The organism is Methylobacterium sp. NPDC080182 (assembly GCF_050281105.1).
GTDB lineage: Bacteria > Pseudomonadota > Alphaproteobacteria > Rhizobiales > Beijerinckiaceae > Methylobacterium.
In genome coordinates this window covers 1-16,427 of sequence record NZ_JBNNWO010000004.1, presented here as the reverse complement: position 1 = coordinate 16,427, position 16,427 = coordinate 1, and the positions used below count along the sequence as shown (strand labels likewise).

At 73.1% G+C, this 16,427-nt stretch carries 14 protein-coding genes; 10 read left to right on the top strand and 4 right to left on the bottom strand.

Annotated elements, in window-relative coordinates; all coding sequences use genetic code 11:
• Position 1: 1 nt before the first annotated feature.
• Complete coding sequence (locus tag ACQKQD_RS08690) at positions 2-1,300, top strand: leucine-rich repeat-containing protein kinase family protein (RefSeq protein WP_427508112.1); 1,299 nt, start codon at positions 2-4, stop codon at positions 1,298-1,300.
• A 39-nt stretch (positions 1,301-1,339) separates the two neighbouring features.
• Here ACQKQD_RS08690 and ACQKQD_RS08685 read toward each other — a convergent pair whose 3' ends face one another.
• Positions 1,340-1,939: a cysteine hydrolase family protein gene (locus tag ACQKQD_RS08685; RefSeq protein WP_427508111.1), complete on the bottom strand. Its 600-nt coding sequence runs from the start codon at positions 1,937-1,939 to the stop codon at positions 1,340-1,342.
• 171 nt (positions 1,940-2,110) lie between these two features.
• On the opposite strand from ACQKQD_RS08685, the gene ACQKQD_RS08680 reads away from it, so the two are divergent.
• The 3 genes from ACQKQD_RS08680 (at position 2,111) to ACQKQD_RS08670 (ending at position 5,562) form a co-directional block, all read left to right on the top strand.
• Complete coding sequence (locus tag ACQKQD_RS08680; protein WP_427508110.1) at positions 2,111-3,124, top strand: lytic transglycosylase domain-containing protein; 1,014 nt, start codon at positions 2,111-2,113, stop codon at positions 3,122-3,124.
• Positions 3,125-3,207: 83 nt separating this feature from the next.
• Positions 3,208-4,110 carry an alpha/beta hydrolase gene (locus ACQKQD_RS08675; protein ID WP_042674716.1) on the top strand — a complete coding sequence of 301 codons (903 nt, stop codon included), beginning with the start codon at positions 3,208-3,210 and terminating at the stop codon, positions 4,108-4,110.
• Between the two features lie 126 nt (positions 4,111-4,236).
• Positions 4,237-5,562: an O-antigen ligase family protein gene (locus tag ACQKQD_RS08670; protein WP_427508109.1), complete on the top strand. Its 1,326-nt coding sequence runs from the start codon at positions 4,237-4,239 to the stop codon at positions 5,560-5,562.
• A gap of 362 nt (positions 5,563-5,924) precedes the next feature.
• Here ACQKQD_RS08670 and ACQKQD_RS08665 read toward each other — a convergent pair whose 3' ends face one another.
• Together ACQKQD_RS08665 and ACQKQD_RS08660 are read right to left on the bottom strand one after the other, a co-directional pair.
• Positions 5,925-7,682, bottom strand: a complete 1,758-nt coding sequence (locus ACQKQD_RS08665) for a pyrroloquinoline quinone-dependent dehydrogenase (RefSeq protein WP_427508108.1) — start codon at positions 7,680-7,682, stop codon at positions 5,925-5,927.
• A gap of 59 nt (positions 7,683-7,741) precedes the next feature.
• Complete coding sequence (locus ACQKQD_RS08660; RefSeq protein ID WP_020093615.1) at positions 7,742-8,275, bottom strand: ankyrin repeat domain-containing protein; 534 nt, start codon at positions 8,273-8,275, stop codon at positions 7,742-7,744.
• Between the two features lie 134 nt (positions 8,276-8,409).
• Between ACQKQD_RS08660 and ACQKQD_RS08655 the strand changes: the two genes are divergently transcribed.
• A complete protein-coding gene (locus ACQKQD_RS08655; protein WP_427508107.1) occupies positions 8,410-8,628 on the top strand; it encodes a hypothetical protein in 219 nt (72 codons plus the stop codon).
• Between the two features lie 16 nt (positions 8,629-8,644).
• Here the strand turns inward: ACQKQD_RS08655 and uvrB are convergent, their stop codons facing one another.
• Entirely contained in the window at positions 8,645-11,404 is a 2,760-nt protein-coding gene (uvrB, locus tag ACQKQD_RS08650; protein WP_427508106.1) for an excinuclease ABC subunit UvrB, read from the bottom strand.
• A 301-nt stretch (positions 11,405-11,705) separates the two neighbouring features.
• Between uvrB and ACQKQD_RS08645 the strand changes: the two genes are divergently transcribed.
• The 5 genes from ACQKQD_RS08645 to ACQKQD_RS08625 form a co-directional block, all read left to right on the top strand.
• Positions 11,706-12,323 carry a hypothetical protein gene (locus ACQKQD_RS08645; RefSeq protein WP_020093612.1) on the top strand — a complete coding sequence of 206 codons (618 nt, stop codon included), beginning with the start codon at positions 11,706-11,708 and terminating at the stop codon, positions 12,321-12,323.
• Positions 12,310-12,699 (top strand): transcriptional regulator, encoded by a 390-nt coding sequence (locus ACQKQD_RS08640; RefSeq protein ID WP_427508105.1) that lies wholly within the window; start codon positions 12,310-12,312, stop codon positions 12,697-12,699. The genes ACQKQD_RS08645 and ACQKQD_RS08640 overlap by 14 nt, the downstream gene beginning before the upstream one ends.
• 76 nt (positions 12,700-12,775) lie before the next feature.
• Entirely contained in the window at positions 12,776-13,498 is a 723-nt protein-coding gene (locus tag ACQKQD_RS08635; protein ID WP_020093610.1) for a di-trans,poly-cis-decaprenylcistransferase, read from the top strand.
• 43 nt (positions 13,499-13,541) lie between these two features.
• On the top strand, positions 13,542-14,765 hold the full coding sequence (gene coaBC / locus ACQKQD_RS08630; protein ID WP_427508104.1) for a bifunctional phosphopantothenoylcysteine decarboxylase/phosphopantothenate--cysteine ligase CoaBC: 1,224 nt from the start codon (positions 13,542-13,544) through the stop codon (positions 14,763-14,765).
• Between the two features lie 304 nt (positions 14,766-15,069).
• Positions 15,070-16,427, top strand: a 1,358-nt coding sequence (locus tag ACQKQD_RS08625; RefSeq protein ID WP_427508103.1) for a HAMP domain-containing protein, incomplete at its 3' end; no start/stop codon positions are given.

The window sequence follows — 16,427 nt, the reverse complement described above, 5'->3', positions numbered from 1 at the left end:
CTTGGACCGGCGCGAAACCCTCGCCGCCCTGCGGCGCGGCGATCTCGGCGGCGCGCGCGAGCTGCGGCTGCCCGACGGCCTGACGGAGGTGCCGCGCGAGGTCTTCGCCCTCGCCGACACCCTCGAGGTGCTCGATCTCGGCCGGGGCAGCCTCACCGACCTGCCGGACGATCTCGGCCGCCTCCACCGCCTGCGCGTGCTGTTCTGCTCCGGCAACCCGTTCGCGCGCCTGCCGCCGGTGCTCGGCGCCTGCCCGGCGCTGAGCCAGCTGGGCTTCCGCGGCTGCGGCATCCGCGAGGTCCCGGCGGAGTCGCTGCCGCGCGACCTGCGCTGGCTGACCCTGACCGACAACGCGATCGCGGAGCTGCCCGCCGCCCTCGGCGAGCGGCCGCGCCTGCAGAAGCTGATGCTGGCGGGCAACCGGCTCACGGCGCTGCCCGACAGCCTGTCGGGAGCGGACGATCTCGAGCTGATCCGGCTCGCCTGCAACCGTCTCGCGGCGATCCCGCCCTGGCTCGCGCGCCTGCCCCGCCTCGCCTGGATCGCCTACGCCGGCAACCCCGCCGAGCCGGCGACGGCGCCGGTCGCGGCCCCCGCGGTGCCGTGGGCCGACCTCGCCGTCGGCGACCTGCTCGGCGAGGGCGCCTCGGGGCGCGTCCACCGGGCGCAGTGGCGGGGGCCGGCCGGCGGGGAGGACGTGGCCCTGAAGCTGTTCAAGGGCGCGATGACCAGCGACGGCCTGCCCGAGCGGGAGATGGAGGCCTGCCTCGCCGCCGGGACGCACCCGGCCCTCACGGGCGCGCTCGGCCGGCTCGAGGGCCATCCCGACGGTGCCCGCGGCCTGCTGCTCCGGCTCCTGCCGGCGCACTGGCGCGCGCTCGCCGGGCCGCCGAGCCTCGCGAGCTGCAGCCGCGACGTCTACGACCCGGACCTGCGTCTCGGCGCCGACACGGTCCTGCGGATCGCCCGCGCCGTGGCCGAGGCGGTGGCGCACCTGCACAGGCGGGGCCTGCTGCACGGCGACGTCTACGCCCACAACACGCTCTGGGATGCCGGGACCGGCGCAGCCGTGCTCAGCGATTTCGGGGCGGCCTCGGCCCTGCCGGACGGGCCGCAAGGCGCGGCGCTGGCGCGGGTCGAGGTCCGCGCCGTCGGCATCCTGATCGGCGAGCTGCTCGACCGATGCGCGGCGCCGCCGGACTCCCTGCGCGCCCTGGCGCGGGCCTGCACCGGGCCGGATCCCGACGGGCGGCCGGGCCTCGGGGCGGTGATCGCAGAGATCGGGCGGCTCCAGGCCTGATCGCGCGGCCTCGACCGGTGCCGGGAGCGGTCCGCCGTCTCAGTCGGGGATATCGCCCTGCCCGCGCGCGACCACGGCGAACAGGTCGCCGAGGGCGGCGAGGCTCGCGGCCTGGAGCTGGGCGGCCGGCACCACGGCGCCGTCCGGCCCGGGCAGGTCCCGCGTCGCCGTGGCGGCCGCCACGACGGTGGGGCGGAATCCGAGGTTGAAGGCGCTCCGGGCGGTGGAGTTGACGCACATATGCGTCATGAAGCCCGCCAGGACGACGTCCTTCACGCCGGCCTGCTCGAGCCGCGCCTGGAGGTCGGTGCCCACGAAGGAGCTCGGATAGGCCTTGGTGATCACCGGCTCGTCGCCCTGCGGCGCCACCTCCGGGCTGATCTGGCCGATCGGGGCGGTCACGTCGTAGGGCGTGCCCGGCCCGGCATCGTGGCGGACATGGATTACCGGGATCCTGGCCTCGCGCACCCGTCGCAGGAGCGCCGCCGCCTCCCGGAGCGCGGGCTCGACGCCGTCGAGCCGCATCACGCCCTCCCGGTAGGTCTGCTGCAGGTCGATCATCACGAGCGCCGAGCCCCTGAGCGGGGCCGGCGCGGGGCTCAGGCCGGACAGGCCGCGCAGGGTTGCCGGATCGGACATCGGCGGTTCCTCCCATCGGGCCGCGTCGGAGGCGGCTCTCTGAGCCCGGGACGCTACGACGGCGCGGCCCGGTCGCGCCAGTGTGCAAAGGTGCAACGCTCGCGCGCCGGGGCCGGATGTTCCCCCAGGAAGGTTGGCCGCGCGGATTGATCCGCCCCCGCGCGTCGCTACATGCGCGGCGTGACCGCCCCGCCCCTGCGCCTCGGCGCGCTTCTCCTCGCCCTCGCCTGCGCGCAGCCGGCCGCGGCCGCCCCGTCCGAGGGGGCGACCGAGACCGTCGAGCAGGCCCTGTGCCGCCTCATCGACGACTCGGCCAAGGCCCGCGGCCTGCCGGTACCGTTCCTGACGCGCCTGATCTGGCGCGAGAGCAGTTTTCGCGTCGGGGTGGTGAGTCCGGCCGGCGCGCAGGGCGTCGCGCAGTTCATGCCCGGGACCGCCCGGGAGCGCGGCCTCCTCGACCCGTTCGATCCCGAGCAGGCGATCCCGCACGCGGCCCACCTGCTCGCCGACCTGAGGACCCAGTTCGGCAATCTGGGCCTCGCCGCCGCGGCCTATAACGGCGGCGCCGCGCGGGTGAGCAAGTGGCTCGCCGGCGACGGCGGCCTGCCCGCCGAGACGCGGGCCTACGTGGCCAACATCACCGGCCAGCCGGTGGACGACTGGCGGACCGGCCCCGGCAAGGCGATCGAGTTCCCGGAGGGCGGCGCGCCCGCCAAGTCCGACGGCAAGTCCGAGAGCAAGTCCGAGAGCAAGTCCGAGAGCAAGTCCGAGGCAAAGGGTCAGAAGGACGCGACGGACCAGAAGGAGGCCAAGGGGGAGGCCAAGAGGGAGACCAAGCCGGAAGCGCCGCAGACCTGCCTGCAGGTCACCGCCAGCCTGCGCGTCCCGTCGCGCGGCGACCGCTTCGCCCTCGGCCTCAACGAGGGGCCGGCCGCCCCCTGGGGCATCCAGCTCGCCGGCAACTTCTCCAAGGCTCTGGCGCTGCAGAGCTTCAACCGCGCGCGGAGCGCCTACGCGGGGGTGATCGGCGAGGTGCGGCCGATGATCATCGGCACGCGCCTGCGCAACCGCGGGACCCGCGCCTTCTACCGGATCCGCATCCCGGCGCAGAGCCGGCAGGCGGCCGACGACCTGTGCGGCCGCATCCGCAAGGTCGGCGGCGCCTGCTTCGTGCTGCGGACCTGATTTTTCGTGATCCGCCCCGAGAGCGTCATCAATCCGCCCCGAGGGCGGTGCGGTATGGCCCGGTCGGGACAACCGGATGGGATATGACACGTCTCCTCACCGCGCTCGCTAGCCTCCTCTGCCTCGGGCTCGCCGCGTTCGGCTTCACCGCTGCCTCGCCGCTCGCGCTGTTCGACGCGATCGGCCCGCGCGATCCGGGGGGGCGGCTCGCCGCGAAGGACCAGCCCTTCGGCGAGGGTCCGCGGCGGCGGCTCGACGTCTACGTTCCCACCGCGGGCGCCGAGAACGCGCCGGTCCTGGTGTTCTTCTACGGCGGCTCCTGGCAGAGCGGCGCCAAGGACGACTACGCCTTCGTCGGGCACGCCCTCGCGGCGCAGGGCTTCGTCACGGTGCTGCCCGATTACCGGCTCTACCCGGAGGCGCCGTTCCCCGGCTTCCTCGAGGACGGCGCCGAGGCCATCGCGTGGGTGCGCGACAACATCGCCGGATACGGCGGCGACCCGCGCCGCATCGTGCTCGCCGGCCACTCGGCGGGCGCCTACAACGCCGTGATGCTCGGCCTCGACCCGCGCTACGTGATCGCCGCCGGGGTCGATCCCAAGGTGATCAAGGCCGTCGCCGGCCTGTCCGGCCCCTACGACTTCCTGCCGTTCGACCAGGACACCACCGTCAAGGTGTTCGGCAAGGCGCCCGATCCGGAGGCCACGCAGCCCGTCGCCTTCGTGGGCCCGCTCTCGCCCCCCGCCTTCCTGGCGACCGGCGACGCCGACACCGTGGTGAAGCCGCGGCACACGGTCAGCCTCGCTGCCAAGCTGCGGGCCGAGCACGTCCCGGTCCAGGAGCGGCTCTACCCGGGCCTCGACCACAAGGACACGCTGCTGGCGCTGTCCGTCACCTTCCGCTCGAAGGCGCCGGAACTGGCCGAGATGGCGTCCTTCCTGATGCGGCAATCCGCCGGCCGCTCTCAGTACACGATGCGGCGCTGACCCCGCCTGGATCGCGTCAAGGTTATCGCGCGATCGCGGGGTGCAACATCTGATTTTCCATCGCCCCGCACCTGCGGGCCGCTAGAATGGTCCTGGCCGCGCGGCGCGGCCTCGCGGTGGGACGGCATGGCTTCTGCGGACGCGGCGATCGGGATCCCGGCCGACGGGCGGCAGCGCGGCGTCGCGGGCCGCGACGTGCCGGACGTTCTGCGCGTGCTCCTGAACGGGGCCGTCTTCGTCCTGCTCTGGAACCACGTCTGGCTGAAGGACCTGTCCGACCGGTCGATGCTCGCGGCCTCCGAGGACGGCAGCCTGCTGACGCAGATCCTGTTCCTCAGCGCCGGCGCCGCCATGGCGGCGGCGATCCACCGGATCGGCGTGCGCCACCTCCGCCCCCTGGTGACCCGCCCCCTCGTGCTCTGCGCCCTCTGGCTCGGGGCGACGGCGCTGCTCTCCGTCGAGCCCAGCCTGTCGCTGCGGCGGCTCGCGCTCTTCGCCATCGCGGCGATGCTCTCGGCGGGCGTGCTGATCGTGGCCCGCTCGCCCCGCCAGCTGGCGCTGACCATGGCCGGGTCCGCCCTGGTCATCGTGCTCGCCTCCTACCTCGCGGTCGCCTTCGTGCCGAACCTCGCGATCCACTCGGCCTTCGACGTCAATTCCGATCCGAGCCACCCGGGCCTCTGGCGCGGGATCTTCCCGCAGAAGAACGAGGCCGGTGCCGCCATGGTGATCCTGGTGATCGTGGGCCTCTACGTCGCCAGGGTGGCGAGCCGCGTCCTCGGCTGGGCGATCGTGCTCCTGGCAGCCGGGTTCCTAGTGGCGAGCGGCTCCAAGACCGCGATCCTGCTCCTGCCGGTGATCCTCACCGTGACCGGCCTGTGCCAGGTCCTGACCGGCGGGTTCCTGCGCCGCCTGCTGCTCCTCGGCCCGGTGATCGGGTTCTCGCTGATCTCGATCGGCTCGGTGCTCGCGCCGCCGATCCAGGAGGCGGTGGGGTCGCTGCTCACCGACGCGACCTTCACGGGCCGCAGCGAGATCTGGCAGTTCGCCATCGACAACATCATGATCCGGCCCTGGCGCGGCTGGGGGATCGGCGCCTTCTGGATGACCGAGCGGACCATGTATGCCGGCTCCGAGGCGCTGACCTGGGTCAACACCGTCGACCACGCCCACAACGCCTATCTCGACACCGCGCTGATCGGCGGCCTGCCGTTCCTCGCCCTGACCGTGGTGGCCTTCGTGCTCGCCCCGGTGCGCGACCTGCAGCGCGTGGCCGGCGGGACGCGCCTCGACGCGGAGACCCTGCTGTTCCTGAGGCTGTGGTTCCTCGGGCTGGTCTCGGCCTCCTTCGAGACGGTGCTCTACAACGGCAACAACGCCACCTGCTGCATGTTCATGATGGCGGTGTTCGGCCTGCGCCTGCGCACCCGCTACGCCGTCGCGGCGGGCTGAAGCGCCCCGGGCGCCCGGACATCACGCGCCGGCCGCGGAAGGCCGCGCGTCGTGAGCGTACCCGTCCCGGCCTGCCTCCTCGAACGTCTCCGGCCACCGTCCGCGAGGCTTCTGTCCGGTAGCGGACGGCAACAACTTGTCCGGGAATTTGTTGGTCGGTATTCGCGCGGAGATTCTGCATGCCTGGCAGGGCTCGTTTCGCTTGGACCGACGTGACGTTCGCACTGGGCGCGAGTGCCCTGTGCGCGCTGTCCCTCTTCGTGGCCCACTAGCCAAGGGGCCGCGCGGGGGCGTCCCGTCCCGCCGCAGCGTCGAGAGTCCGGCGCGCCGCGACATCCGTCCGCGCTGTTGGCCGGCCGCGGTCAATCGGGCAGTGCGAAGACCAGCAGCGCGTCGCCGGTGCCGAAGCCCGACGCCCTGGTGAACGAGGCGCCGCCCGCCGCCACCGCGACGTACTGCTTGCCGTCCAGCGCGTAGGTCATCGCCGGCCCGCTGATGCCGGCCCCGCACTGGAAGCGCCAGAGAATCCGGCCGTCCCGCGCGTCGTGGGCGTCGAGATGGCCGTCCTCCTCGCCCGAGAAGACGAGCCCGCCGGCGGTCGCCAGGGTGCCCCCGGAGAGGCGGCTCGCGCCGCGCACCGACCACGCGATCCGGCCGCCGTCCGCGAGATCGACGGCCGTGAGCGTGCTGAAGGACGGCTCGCCCCTGGCCTCCCCGGTCTCCGTGTAGCGGATCTCCGGACGCCCCGCGGCGGCCGGCACGGTCTTCACCGTGTAGGTCGTCGCCCCGTGGCGGACCTGCACGTAGGCGCGCGTCCCGTCATAGGCGGTGGGCGGCCACGAGACCGCGCCGAGCGGGCCGGGCGCCACCACGGTGCCCTGCGGGGTCGGCGGCGCGAACAGGTTCTTCTGCTCGATCAGCGGGGCCGAGCGCGCGAGCAGCTTCCCCGTGGCGCGGTCGTGGACGTAGATCCAGCCGGTCTTGCTCGCCGAGGCCACCGCCCTGGTGCCGCCCGGCATGTCCAGCAGGAAGGGTGGCGCGGCGACGTCGTAGCCCCACTCGTCGTGCGGCACCTGCTGGTAGTACCAGCGCAGCTTCCCGGTCTTCACGTCGAGGGCGACGAGGCACATCGTGTAGAGATTGTCCCCCGGGCGCGACAGGCCGAAATTCTGCGGCGCCGGGTTGCCGGTGCCGAGGAAGATCAGGCCGAGATCGGGGTCGTAGGCGGGCGTCATCCAGAGGGAGCCGCCGCCCACCCGCCAGGCGTCGCGGTTGGCGGGGGCCGCCGCCTTCTCGGCGGCGATGTCGCGGTGGAGCGGCGTGCCGTCGGCGGTCTTCTCCACGAAGCCGCCCTCCCAGCCCTCCGAGGGCGTCACGTACCAGCGCCATCGTTCCTCGCCGGTCCTCGCGTCGTAGGCCGCGAGCCAGCCGCGCCGCCCGTATCCGCCCTCGATGCCGACCACCGAGCCGCCGTCGAGGCCGCCCGCCTCGTCCTCGATGTGGAGGCCGTAGCCGGCGCCGGTGACGCCGACGATGACGAGCCCGTCGGCGACGAGCGGCGGCATCTTGAAGCCGAGGCGGCTCGAACCCTGGACGGGCTTGCCGCCGAGGGTCGCGGCGAGGCCCGAGGCGGTCTCGGTCTCGCCCTCCTCCGGGCGCACCGCCTCCTTCTCCCAGACGATCCGGCCGGTCCTGGCGTCCAGGGCGATCAGCTGCCCGTCCATGGTCGCCTCGAAGACGAGGCCCCCCGAAACCGCGACCCCGCGGTTGGAGGGCGGGCCGAAGATCTTCTCGGTGCGCGGCTTGTGGGTGTAGGTCCAGAGCGGCTTGCCGGTCTTCGCGTCGAGGGCGGCGACGTTGTTCTGCGTCGTGGAGACGTAGAGGGTGCCGTCCACCATCACCGGCTGGGCCTGGAAGTAGCCGGTGACCCCGGTCTGGAAGATCCAGGCGGGACGCAGCCGGCCGACCGTGTCGCGGTTGATCTGGGTTAGCTCGGAGAAGTTGCGGTTGCTCGGGTCGTGTCCGAAGGCCGGCCAGGGCGTCTCGGCGGCGGAGGCCGTACCGAGGGAGGCAGTTCCGGCAAGGCAGGCCAGCAGGGCGGCCCCGATCCATCGCGACAAGGTTGTGCTCCCGTGTGCGGCGCCTGTCGCGCCCGAACAGGTCTTCTCGCGACGCGGCCTCACGCCTGCCGCCGGGGCGCCCCGTCGAGCTGCGCCGGCGTCGCCTGGGCGCCCATCGCCCGGGCCATGTCGGCGGCGCTCTGGCCGGAGGCGTCGCGGCGATCCGGGTCGGCGCCGTGTTGCAGGAGCAGGTCGACCATCTCGGTGCGGTCGAACATGGCGGCGGTCATCAGCGCCGTGCGGGTGCCGTCGCCGGTCCCGTCCACCGCGGCCCCGTGCCGGAGCAGGAGCTGCGCGACGGCGAGGTCGTTTTTGAAGGCCGCGCCGGCGAGCGGCGTCTGGCCGCGGTCGTTGGCGAGTTCCGGGTCGCCGCCGGCCTCCAGGATCACCCGGGCGGCCTCCGCCTGACCGTTATAGGCGGCGAGCATCAGCAGGCTGTCGCCCTTGTCGTTGCGCAGGTTCGCCGGCAGCCCCTGCCCGAACAGGTCGGCGAGCTCCTCGGCGTGACCCATCCGCGCGTACTGGAAGACCCGGCCCGCGAAGGCCAGGGTCTCGTCGTCGAGGGTCGGGGGCGGGTTCGTCTCTGAGGCCATCGCGTGCTCGTCACTCATCACGGCTGATCTGGGCCGCTGCGGCATCGACGTCCAGCGGCCGGGGGAACAGTTTCGTCGCCCGGCTCGTTCCAGCCGCCTATCCGGGCCAGGCCCGGCGTCTCCGGAGCGCGACGATGCCCCGACCGTTTGAGCCCTACGCCGACGCGCTGCGCACCGCCCGCGAGATCGTGCGCGAGCAGGCGGGGACCGTCGTCGAGGCGGCGGTCCGCGCGGATTCCAACGCCTACGACGAGGCCTGCCACGTCCTCGTGGTCCGGATCGCGCAGGCCATCGTCGATGCCGGCGAGGCCGGGTCGGGACACGGCCTCGGCCGCGGCAGCGAGGCCGCCTGAGGTCCCGGCGGCCGGGTCAGCCCCGCCGTCGCCCACCGCCGCCCTTGTACTTGGGCTTCTGACCGCCGAGCCCCTGCGTCGAGCGCGGCTTCGGCCGCTCCTGCCAGACCGGCGCCGCGCCGCCCACCGGCAGCTCTCGGTCCGTGCCCGGGCCCATATTGTCGAGGTCGGGCTTGGCGATGCGGCTGCCCCCTGCCCCGCGCGGCGGCTTCCGGCCGAACTTGCCGGCCTCGCGCTCCACGTCGCCCTGCCGGGCCATCGGGTCGTCGGAGACCAGCAGCTCGGTCGCCTGGAGCCGCTTCAGCTCGTCGCGCAGCCGCGCCGCCTCCTCGAAGTCGAGGTCTGCGGCCGCCGCACGCATGCGCTTCTCCAAGTCCGCCATGACGGCCTTGAGGTTGTGGCCGACCGTGATCGCGTCCTTGGCCAGACCGGTATCGACCTGCACATGGTCGCGCTCGAACACGCTGCTCAGGATGTCGGCGATGCCGCGCTTCACGCTCTGCGGCGTGATCCCGTGCTCGGCGTTGTAGGCGAGCTGCTTGGCGCGTCGGCGCTCGGTCTCGGCCATCGCCCGCTCCATCGAGCCGGTGATATTGTCCGCGTAGAGGATGCAGCGCGCGTCGGCGTTGCGGGCGGCGCGGCCGATCGTCTGGATCAGCGAGGTCTCCGAGCGGAGGAAGCCCTCCTTGTCGGCGTCGAGGATCGCCACCAGGGCGCATTCCGGGATGTCGAGGCCCTCGCGCAGCAGGTTGATGCCGATCAGCACGTCGAAGGCGCCGAGCCGCAGGTCGCGGATGATCTCGATCCGCTCCAGCGTGTCGATGTCGGAGTGCATGTAGCGCACCCGCACGCTGTTCTCGTGCAGGTACTCGGTGAGGTCCTCGGCCATGCGCTTGGTGAGCGTGGTGACGAGGGTCCGGTAGCCGGCCTGCGCCACCTCCCGGACCTCGCCCAGCAGGTCGTCCACCTGGCTGCGGGCGGGGCGCACCTCGATCACCGGGTCGACGAGGCCGGTCGGGCGGATGACCTGCTCGGCGAAGACGCCGCCGGTCTGCTCCATCTCCCACTTGCCGGGCGTCGCCGAGACGTGGACCGTCATCGGCCGCATCGCGTCCCACTCCTCGAAGCGCAGCGGTCGGTTGTCGAGGCAGGAGGGCAGCCGGAAGCCGTACTCCGCGAGCGTCGCCTTGCGGCGGAAGTCGCCCCGGTACATGCCGCCGATCTGCGGCACGGTGACGTGGCTCTCGTCGGTGAAGACCAGGGCGTTGTCGGGCAGGTACTCGAACAGGGTCGGCGGCGGCTCGCCGGGCTTCCGGCCGGTGAGGTAGCGCGAGTAGTTCTCGATGCCGTTGCAGGCGCCGGTCGCCTCGATCATCTCGATGTCGAAGGTGCAGCGCTGGTCGATCCGCTGCGCCTCGATCAGCCGGCCCATCCGGGTCAGCTCCTCGATCCGGCCCTTCAGCTCGTGCTTGATGCCCTTGATCGCCTGCTGCAGCGTCGGGCGCGGCGTCACGTAGTGCGAGTTGGCGTAGACCTTCACGAACTTCAGTTCGGAGATGGTCTTGCCGGTGAGCGGGTCGAACTCGACGATGCTCTCGACCTCGTCGCCGAACAGGCCGATCCGCCAGCCGCGATCCTCCAGGTGGGCCGGCCATAGCTCGATCGAGTCGCCCCGCACCCGGAAGGTGCCGCGGGCGAAGTCGGACTGGATCCGCTTGTACTGCAGGGCCACGAGGTCGGCGATCAACTGGCGCTGCTCGATCCGCTCGCCGAGGGAGACCGTGAACGACATCGCCGTGTAGGTCTCGACCGAGCCGATGCCGTAGATGCACGAGACCGAGGCGACGATGATCACGTCGTCCCGCTCCAGCAGGGCGCGGGTGGCGGCGTGGCGCATCCGGTCGATCTGCTCGTTGATCGAGGATTCCTTCTCGATGAACGTGTCGGAGCGTGGGACGTAGGCCTCGGGCTGGTAGTAGTCGTAGTAGGAGACGAAGTACTCGACCGCGTTGTCGGGGAAGAAAGCCTTGAACTCCCCGTAGAGCTGCGCCGCCAGCGTCTTGTTGGGCGCGAGGATCAGCGCCGGGCGCTGCGTCTCCTCGATGATCTTGGCCATCGTGAAGGTCTTGCCCGAGCCGGTGACGCCGAGCAGCACCTGGTCGCGCTCCAGCGCCTGCACGCCGCCGACGAGCTCGGCGATCGCCCGGGGCTGGTCGCCGGCCGGCGTGAATTCCGACTTGAGCGTGAACCGGACGCCGCCCTCGGATTTCTGCGGCCGCTCCGGCCGGTGGGGCGTCCAGGTCTTGCCGTCCTTGAACAGCGGGTTGCCCTCGGTGAGCAGCCGCTCCAGCGCGCTCACCGTCGCCGAGGCGCCGCCGTCGCCGCCGGGATCCGGCAGCTCGGCGCCCTCCGGCGCGGGGCCGTCCTCGGGCGGCGTCAGGCCGAGCGCCTGCGCCAGACGGGGGTCGACATCGGCCGCGTCGCCGAGCGCGTAGCCCGCCTGGGGTGCCTCCGCGAAGCCGTCGCGGGCGATCTCGGCCCTCCGGGTCGCGGCCGCGGGCACCCCGTCCTTCGGGTTGCCCTTCCTGCCCCCCGCCTTGCGGCCCGGCCGTGCCGGCGCCTCGGGGGGCGGCTCGACGGTGGCCGGACGGTTCCGGTTGAGCGCCGGGTTCAGAAGCTCCGCCAGATAGGTGTCCAGGGGCTTCAGCTCGGGCTTCGACGCCTTGGCGGACGTGGCCGTCACGGAGGCGGCGCGCGGTTTCTTCGGTGCGGGCATGAGAACAATATGGGCCCGGATCGCGCTCCGAGAAACCCTGCGCGGGTGCGGTTTGACGGCTTTCGTCCGCCGCCGGCCATGCCGATGACCGGCCACGGAGCGCCGTGGCGTTCCACTAAAGACGGTGTGGCGAATACAACCGATAGGTAGAATTCACCCGGGGGCGAACTCGACCGCGGTCCCGGATGCTGAGAAGATCGGCATGCGCGCGCGGAAATCGGCTTGCGGTGGGCCGACCCCGTCGATACTTTGCGGTGCAAAGTGGGGTGTGCGGCATGCTGCGGCCGGGGGCTTGAGGCACATGCAGGACCTGGACAAGGCGCTGGCCGACATCGTGGCCATCCGCTCGCAGATCGCCCGCGATACGGCGTTCCGCGGCTTGGGCGCGGCGACGGTCGCCGGCACCGGCGGCCTCGCGCTCGCCTGCGCGGCGGGGCAGGCCCTGTGGCTCGGCGATCCCGCGGCGCGGCCGGGCCTGTTCTTCGGCCTCTGGATCGCGGCGGCCCTCGCGGCCTTCGCGATGATCGGCGTCGAGGCGGTCCGGCGCAGCCGGCGCCTGCATTCCGGCCTCGCCGACGCGATGGTGTGGAACGCCATCGAGGTGTTCCTGCCGGCCGCGGGCGCGGGGGCCTGCCTCGCCCTGGTCATCGCCCGCTTCGCGCCCGGCGAGGTCTGGATGCTGCCGGGTCTCTGGCAGGTTCTGGTCGGCCTCGGCCTCTTCGCCTCGGCGCGGATCCTGCCCCGGGCGGTCCAGGGCGTCGGGGCCTGGTACCTGCTCGCCGGGCTCGCCGTGCTGGCGGTCTCGGCCGAGACGCGGGCCCTGTCGCCCTGGACGATGGGCCTGCCCTTCCTGTTCGGCCAGGCGTGGCTGGCCGGGATCATCCATCACGGGGCCCGGGCCTTCGATGACGACCGCTGACCGTTCCGAGGGGCGCTTCTCCTACGAGGGGCTCGACAGGATCATCCACGAGCGGGCGCGCCTGAGCGTGCTGACATCCCTGGTGGCGCACCCGAAGGGGCTGCCCTTCCCGGATCTCAAGCGGCTGTGCAGGCTGACCGACGGCAATCTCAGCCGCCATCTGGCCGTTCTGAGCGAGGCGGATCTGGTGAGCCTCGAGAAGCGCTTCGCGCAGAACCGGTCGCAGACGATCTGCCGCCTCACGGCGGTCGGGCGTCGGCGCTTCATCGGCTATCTCGGCGTGCTGGAGCAGGTGGTGCGCGACGCCGCGGAGGCGGCCGAGCGCGGCCCCGAATCCGGTGTCCGCGGCCTCGATCCGGCCACGAAAACGGCGTGAGACCGCCCGTCCCGCCGGGAATGTTAATCCCGTTTCGATAGACCTCTACGCCACGCCCATGCCGGGAGACTTTACGATGCAAAGCGAAGCGGTGCCGGGAGCCCTGCACGCCGCGATCATCATGGACGGCAACGGGCGCTGGGCGACGCAGCGCGGCCTGCCGCGGCTGGCCGGCCACCACCGGGGCGTCGAGGCGATCCGCCGCACCGCCGAGGCGTGCCCGGATCACGGCATCGGCACGCTCACGCTGTACGCCTTCTCGGCGGATAACTGGCAGCGGCCGGCCGAGGAAGTCGGCGGCCTGATGCGGCTCCTGCGCTCGTACCTGCGCAACGAGACCCAGCGCCTCGCCCGCACCGGCACCCGTCTCAGCGTCGTCGGTCGGCGCGACCGTCTGCCCGACGGCATCCCACAGGCGATCGCGGCCGCCGAGGCCGCCACGGCGGCGGGGACCCGGCTGCATCTGCGGATCTGCGTCGACTACTCGGCCCGCGACGCGATCATCGCGGCGGCGCAGCGCCTCGCCGGCGAGGAGCCGACGCGCGAGAGCTTCGGCAAGCTGGTGGCCGGCCCGATGCACGGCTCCCCGGTGGATGTCGACCTGCTGATCCGCACCGGCGGCGAGCGCCGCCTCTCCGACTTCATGCTGTGGGAGGCGGCCTACGCCGAGTTGCTGTTCACCGAGCGGATGTGGCCCGATTTCGGACCCGACGACCTCGCCGAGGCCGTGGCCGAGTTCGGCCGCCGGGAGCGCCGGTTCGGCGGCCTGAAGGCGCCCGCCGTCCCGGCCGCCGCCTGAGGCGGCTTGACGCGCGCGCGCCGGCGCGCAGAGGGTCGGCGGTATGACCGAGACCCTCGCCCATCGCCGCGTCCTCCTCGTCATCGGCGGCGGCATCGCGGCCTACAAGGCCCTCGACCTGATCCGGCGGCTGCGCGAGCGGGGCGCCAGCGTCTGCCCGGTGCTGACCGCGGGGGCGCAGGAATTCGTGACGCCGCTGGCGGCGGCCGCGCTCGCCGGTGAGCGGGCGCATACCGACCTGTTCGACCGCGCCTCCGAGGCCGAGATCGGTCACATCAAGCTCGCCCGTCAGGCGGATGCCGTGGTGGTGGCGCCCGCGACCGCCAACCTGATGGCCCGCATGGCCGGCGGCCACGCGGCCGACCTCGCGACCACGGTCCTGCTGGCCACAACCCTGCCGATCCTGATCGCGCCGGCCATGAACGTCCAGATGTGGGCGCATCCCGCCACCCGCCGGAACCGCGCGGTCCTGGAGGGCGACGGCGTCCTGATCGTCGGGCCGAATGCCGGCCGGATGGCCGAGCCCGAATCCGGACCCGGCCGGATGGCCGAGCCCAACGAGATCGCCGACGCGCTGGAGCGGATGCTCGGCACCCCGAGCGGGGACAGGCCCCTGACCGGCCGGCGCGTGCTCGTGACCTCGGGCCCCACCCACGAGCCGATCGACCCCGTCCGCTACATCGCCAACCGCTCCTCGGGCCGCCAGGGCCACGCCATCGCGGCCGCCGCCGCCGCGGCCGGCGCCGCCGTGACCCTGGTCTCCGGGCCGGTGGCGCTCCCCGACCCGCCGGGCGTCGCCGTCGTGCGGGTCGAGACCGCCCGGCAGATGCTGGCCGCCGTCGAGGAAGCGCTGCCGGCCGACATCGCGGTCTTCGCCGCCGCGGTCGCCGACTGGCGCCCGGAGCAGGAGGCGGGCAGCAAGAAGATCAAGAAGGACGGCACCGGGCCGGCGCCGATGCCGCTGGTCGAGAACCCCGACATCCTCGCCACGATCGCGCGCCGGCCGGCCGGGCGCCCGCCCCTCGTGGTCGGGTTCGCGGCCGAGACCGACACGGTGGTCGAGCACGCCCGGGCGAAGATCGCCCGGAAGGGCTGCGACCTCATCGTGGCCAACGACGTGTCGGCCGAGGGCGGCGTCATGGGCGGCGTCGACAACACGGTGCACCTGATCCGGCGGGACGGCGCCGTGGAGACCTGGCCGCGCCTCGGCAAGGACGAGGTCGCCCGGCGGCTCGTCGCCCATTTCGCCGCGCTTCTGGCCGGCTGACGCGGCGCCCCCTGAGAGGGACGCGAGACCCCTCGGACGGCGCGCCGTTCCGAGCGTGAGTGTCGTTGCGCACAGGGAAGATAAAAGTGTTTCTGCAAAAAATCCGCGTCCGATCGATTGGTGACTGAGAATATATGCGCTTGTGCCCGACCATTATCCGGTCGTTTTGCAGATAAATAATTCGGAAGGGGAAATTTTAAGACAATTTTGTGCCTGAGTCTGCCCGAATTGTCACGGATGTGCGGAGAAAATCTTGCTATGATCTGGTATGCCCGACCGATTGGGCGACCGGAGCCGAGGCACGATGCGCGTAGGGGACCTGTCCATCCGGACGACCATGAGCCTCGTCCTCGTCGTCATGGCCACGATCATGCTCGGCTTCGCGACGGGCACCGTGCGGGAGGCGCGGCAGCACGCCGCCGAGGCCGAGCGGGTCATCGCGCTGGTGCGGGCGAGCCGCGCCCTCCTCCAGACGCTGAACGTGACCCGGTTCGAGCGGGGCGCGACGCTGCAGTTCCTCGCCGCCGCCGAGCCCGTCGAGGCCGAGACCCGCGCGTCGCTCTACGCCGACCGGCAGCGGGCCATCGCGGGGCTCGCCGCGGCCCAGCCGCTCTTCGACGGCCTCGAACTCCCCGCCGTGGCGGCGACCCTCGGCCGGCTGCACGAGGCGAGCGGCCGCCTCGACCGCCTCCGGCCGCGGGTCGACGCCGCCCTGGACGTGCCGGGTGCGCGTCGCGACGGCGCGGTGACGGCGGAGGCCCGGGCCGCCCTCCAGGCCATGCTCGATGCCCTGATCGCCACGAGCGACGCCGTGGACGCCGCAATCCCGCTGTCCGACGGGCTCCTCCGGCGCGACCTCGCCCTGAAACGGGCGGCGTGGGCGACGCGCATGGCCAACGGCGCCGTCGCGCTGCGCGTGCAGACGTCCCTGGCCGCCGGGGCGTCCTGGTCGCTCGACGAGACCGTCGCGGCCGCCGAGGAGCGGGGACGGCTCGACGCGGCCTGGAACGCGGCGATCGAGGCCGCGGCCGAGGCGTCCGGGACGGTCCAGGCCGCGTTCCAGCGAGCCCGGGAGAACAATTTCGAGGGCGCCCCCCTCGCCCGCCGGCGCGCCGTGGCGCAGGCCCTGGCTCGCGGCGCGCCGCCGGGCCTGACGCTCGCCCAGGCGCGCAAGCTCGACACGCCCGAGCAGGTGACCCTCGTCGACCTCGCCTTCGTCTGCCTCGACGAGATGGTCGCGCGGGCCGAGGCCCTGTCGGGGGCGGCGCGGAGCACCCTGTGGCGCGACGGGGCGGCCCTGGTCGCGACCCTGCTGCTCGTCGCCCTCGGGCTGCTCGCCCTGTTCCGCGGCGTGCTCCGGCCGATCCGGCGGATCACCGCGGCCATGGAGGCCCTCGCGGCCGGGGATTCCGCCGTTGCCGTCCCGGGCCTCCGGCGGCGCAACGAGATCGGCGCCATGGCCCGCGCCGTGCAGGTGTTCAAGGACAACCTGATCCGCACCCGGCAGCTCGAGGCCGAGGCCGAGGCGGCCCGGCAGGACGCGGAGCGCCAGCGCGGCCTCGCGATGCGGCAGGTCGCCGACCGCTTCGCCGACGCCGTCGGCGGGATCGTCGCGCAGGTCTCGACCGCGGCGGCCGGCCTGCAGGCCACGGCCCGCGGCAT

What these genes read in the sequence shown, in the direction of transcription:
- ACQKQD_RS08635 (WP_020093610.1), top strand. Translation starts at nt 12,776, where the DNA reads ATGCAAAGCGAAGCGGTGCCGGGAGCCCTGCACGCCGCGATCATCATG.
- uvrB (WP_427508106.1), bottom strand. Translation starts at nt 11,404, where the DNA reads ATGCCCGCACCGAAGAAACCGCGCGCCGCCTCCGTGACGGCCACGTCC.
- ACQKQD_RS08660 (WP_020093615.1), bottom strand. Translation starts at nt 8,275, where the DNA reads ATGGCCTCAGAGACGAACCCGCCCCCGACCCTCGACGACGAGACCCTG.
- ACQKQD_RS08675 (WP_042674716.1), top strand. Translation starts at nt 3,208, where the DNA reads ATGACACGTCTCCTCACCGCGCTCGCTAGCCTCCTCTGCCTCGGGCTC.
- ACQKQD_RS08685 (WP_427508111.1), bottom strand. Translation starts at nt 1,939, where the DNA reads ATGTCCGATCCGGCAACCCTGCGCGGCCTGTCCGGCCTGAGCCCCGCG.
- ACQKQD_RS08670 (WP_427508109.1), top strand. Translation starts at nt 4,237, where the DNA reads ATGGCTTCTGCGGACGCGGCGATCGGGATCCCGGCCGACGGGCGGCAG.
- ACQKQD_RS08680 (WP_427508110.1), top strand. Translation starts at nt 2,111, where the DNA reads ATGCGCGGCGTGACCGCCCCGCCCCTGCGCCTCGGCGCGCTTCTCCTC.
- ACQKQD_RS08645 (WP_020093612.1), top strand. Translation starts at nt 11,706, where the DNA reads ATGCAGGACCTGGACAAGGCGCTGGCCGACATCGTGGCCATCCGCTCG.
- ACQKQD_RS08640 (WP_427508105.1), top strand. Translation starts at nt 12,310, where the DNA reads ATGACGACCGCTGACCGTTCCGAGGGGCGCTTCTCCTACGAGGGGCTC.
- ACQKQD_RS08655 (WP_427508107.1), top strand. Translation starts at nt 8,410, where the DNA reads ATGCCCCGACCGTTTGAGCCCTACGCCGACGCGCTGCGCACCGCCCGC.
- coaBC (WP_427508104.1), top strand. Translation starts at nt 13,542, where the DNA reads ATGACCGAGACCCTCGCCCATCGCCGCGTCCTCCTCGTCATCGGCGGC.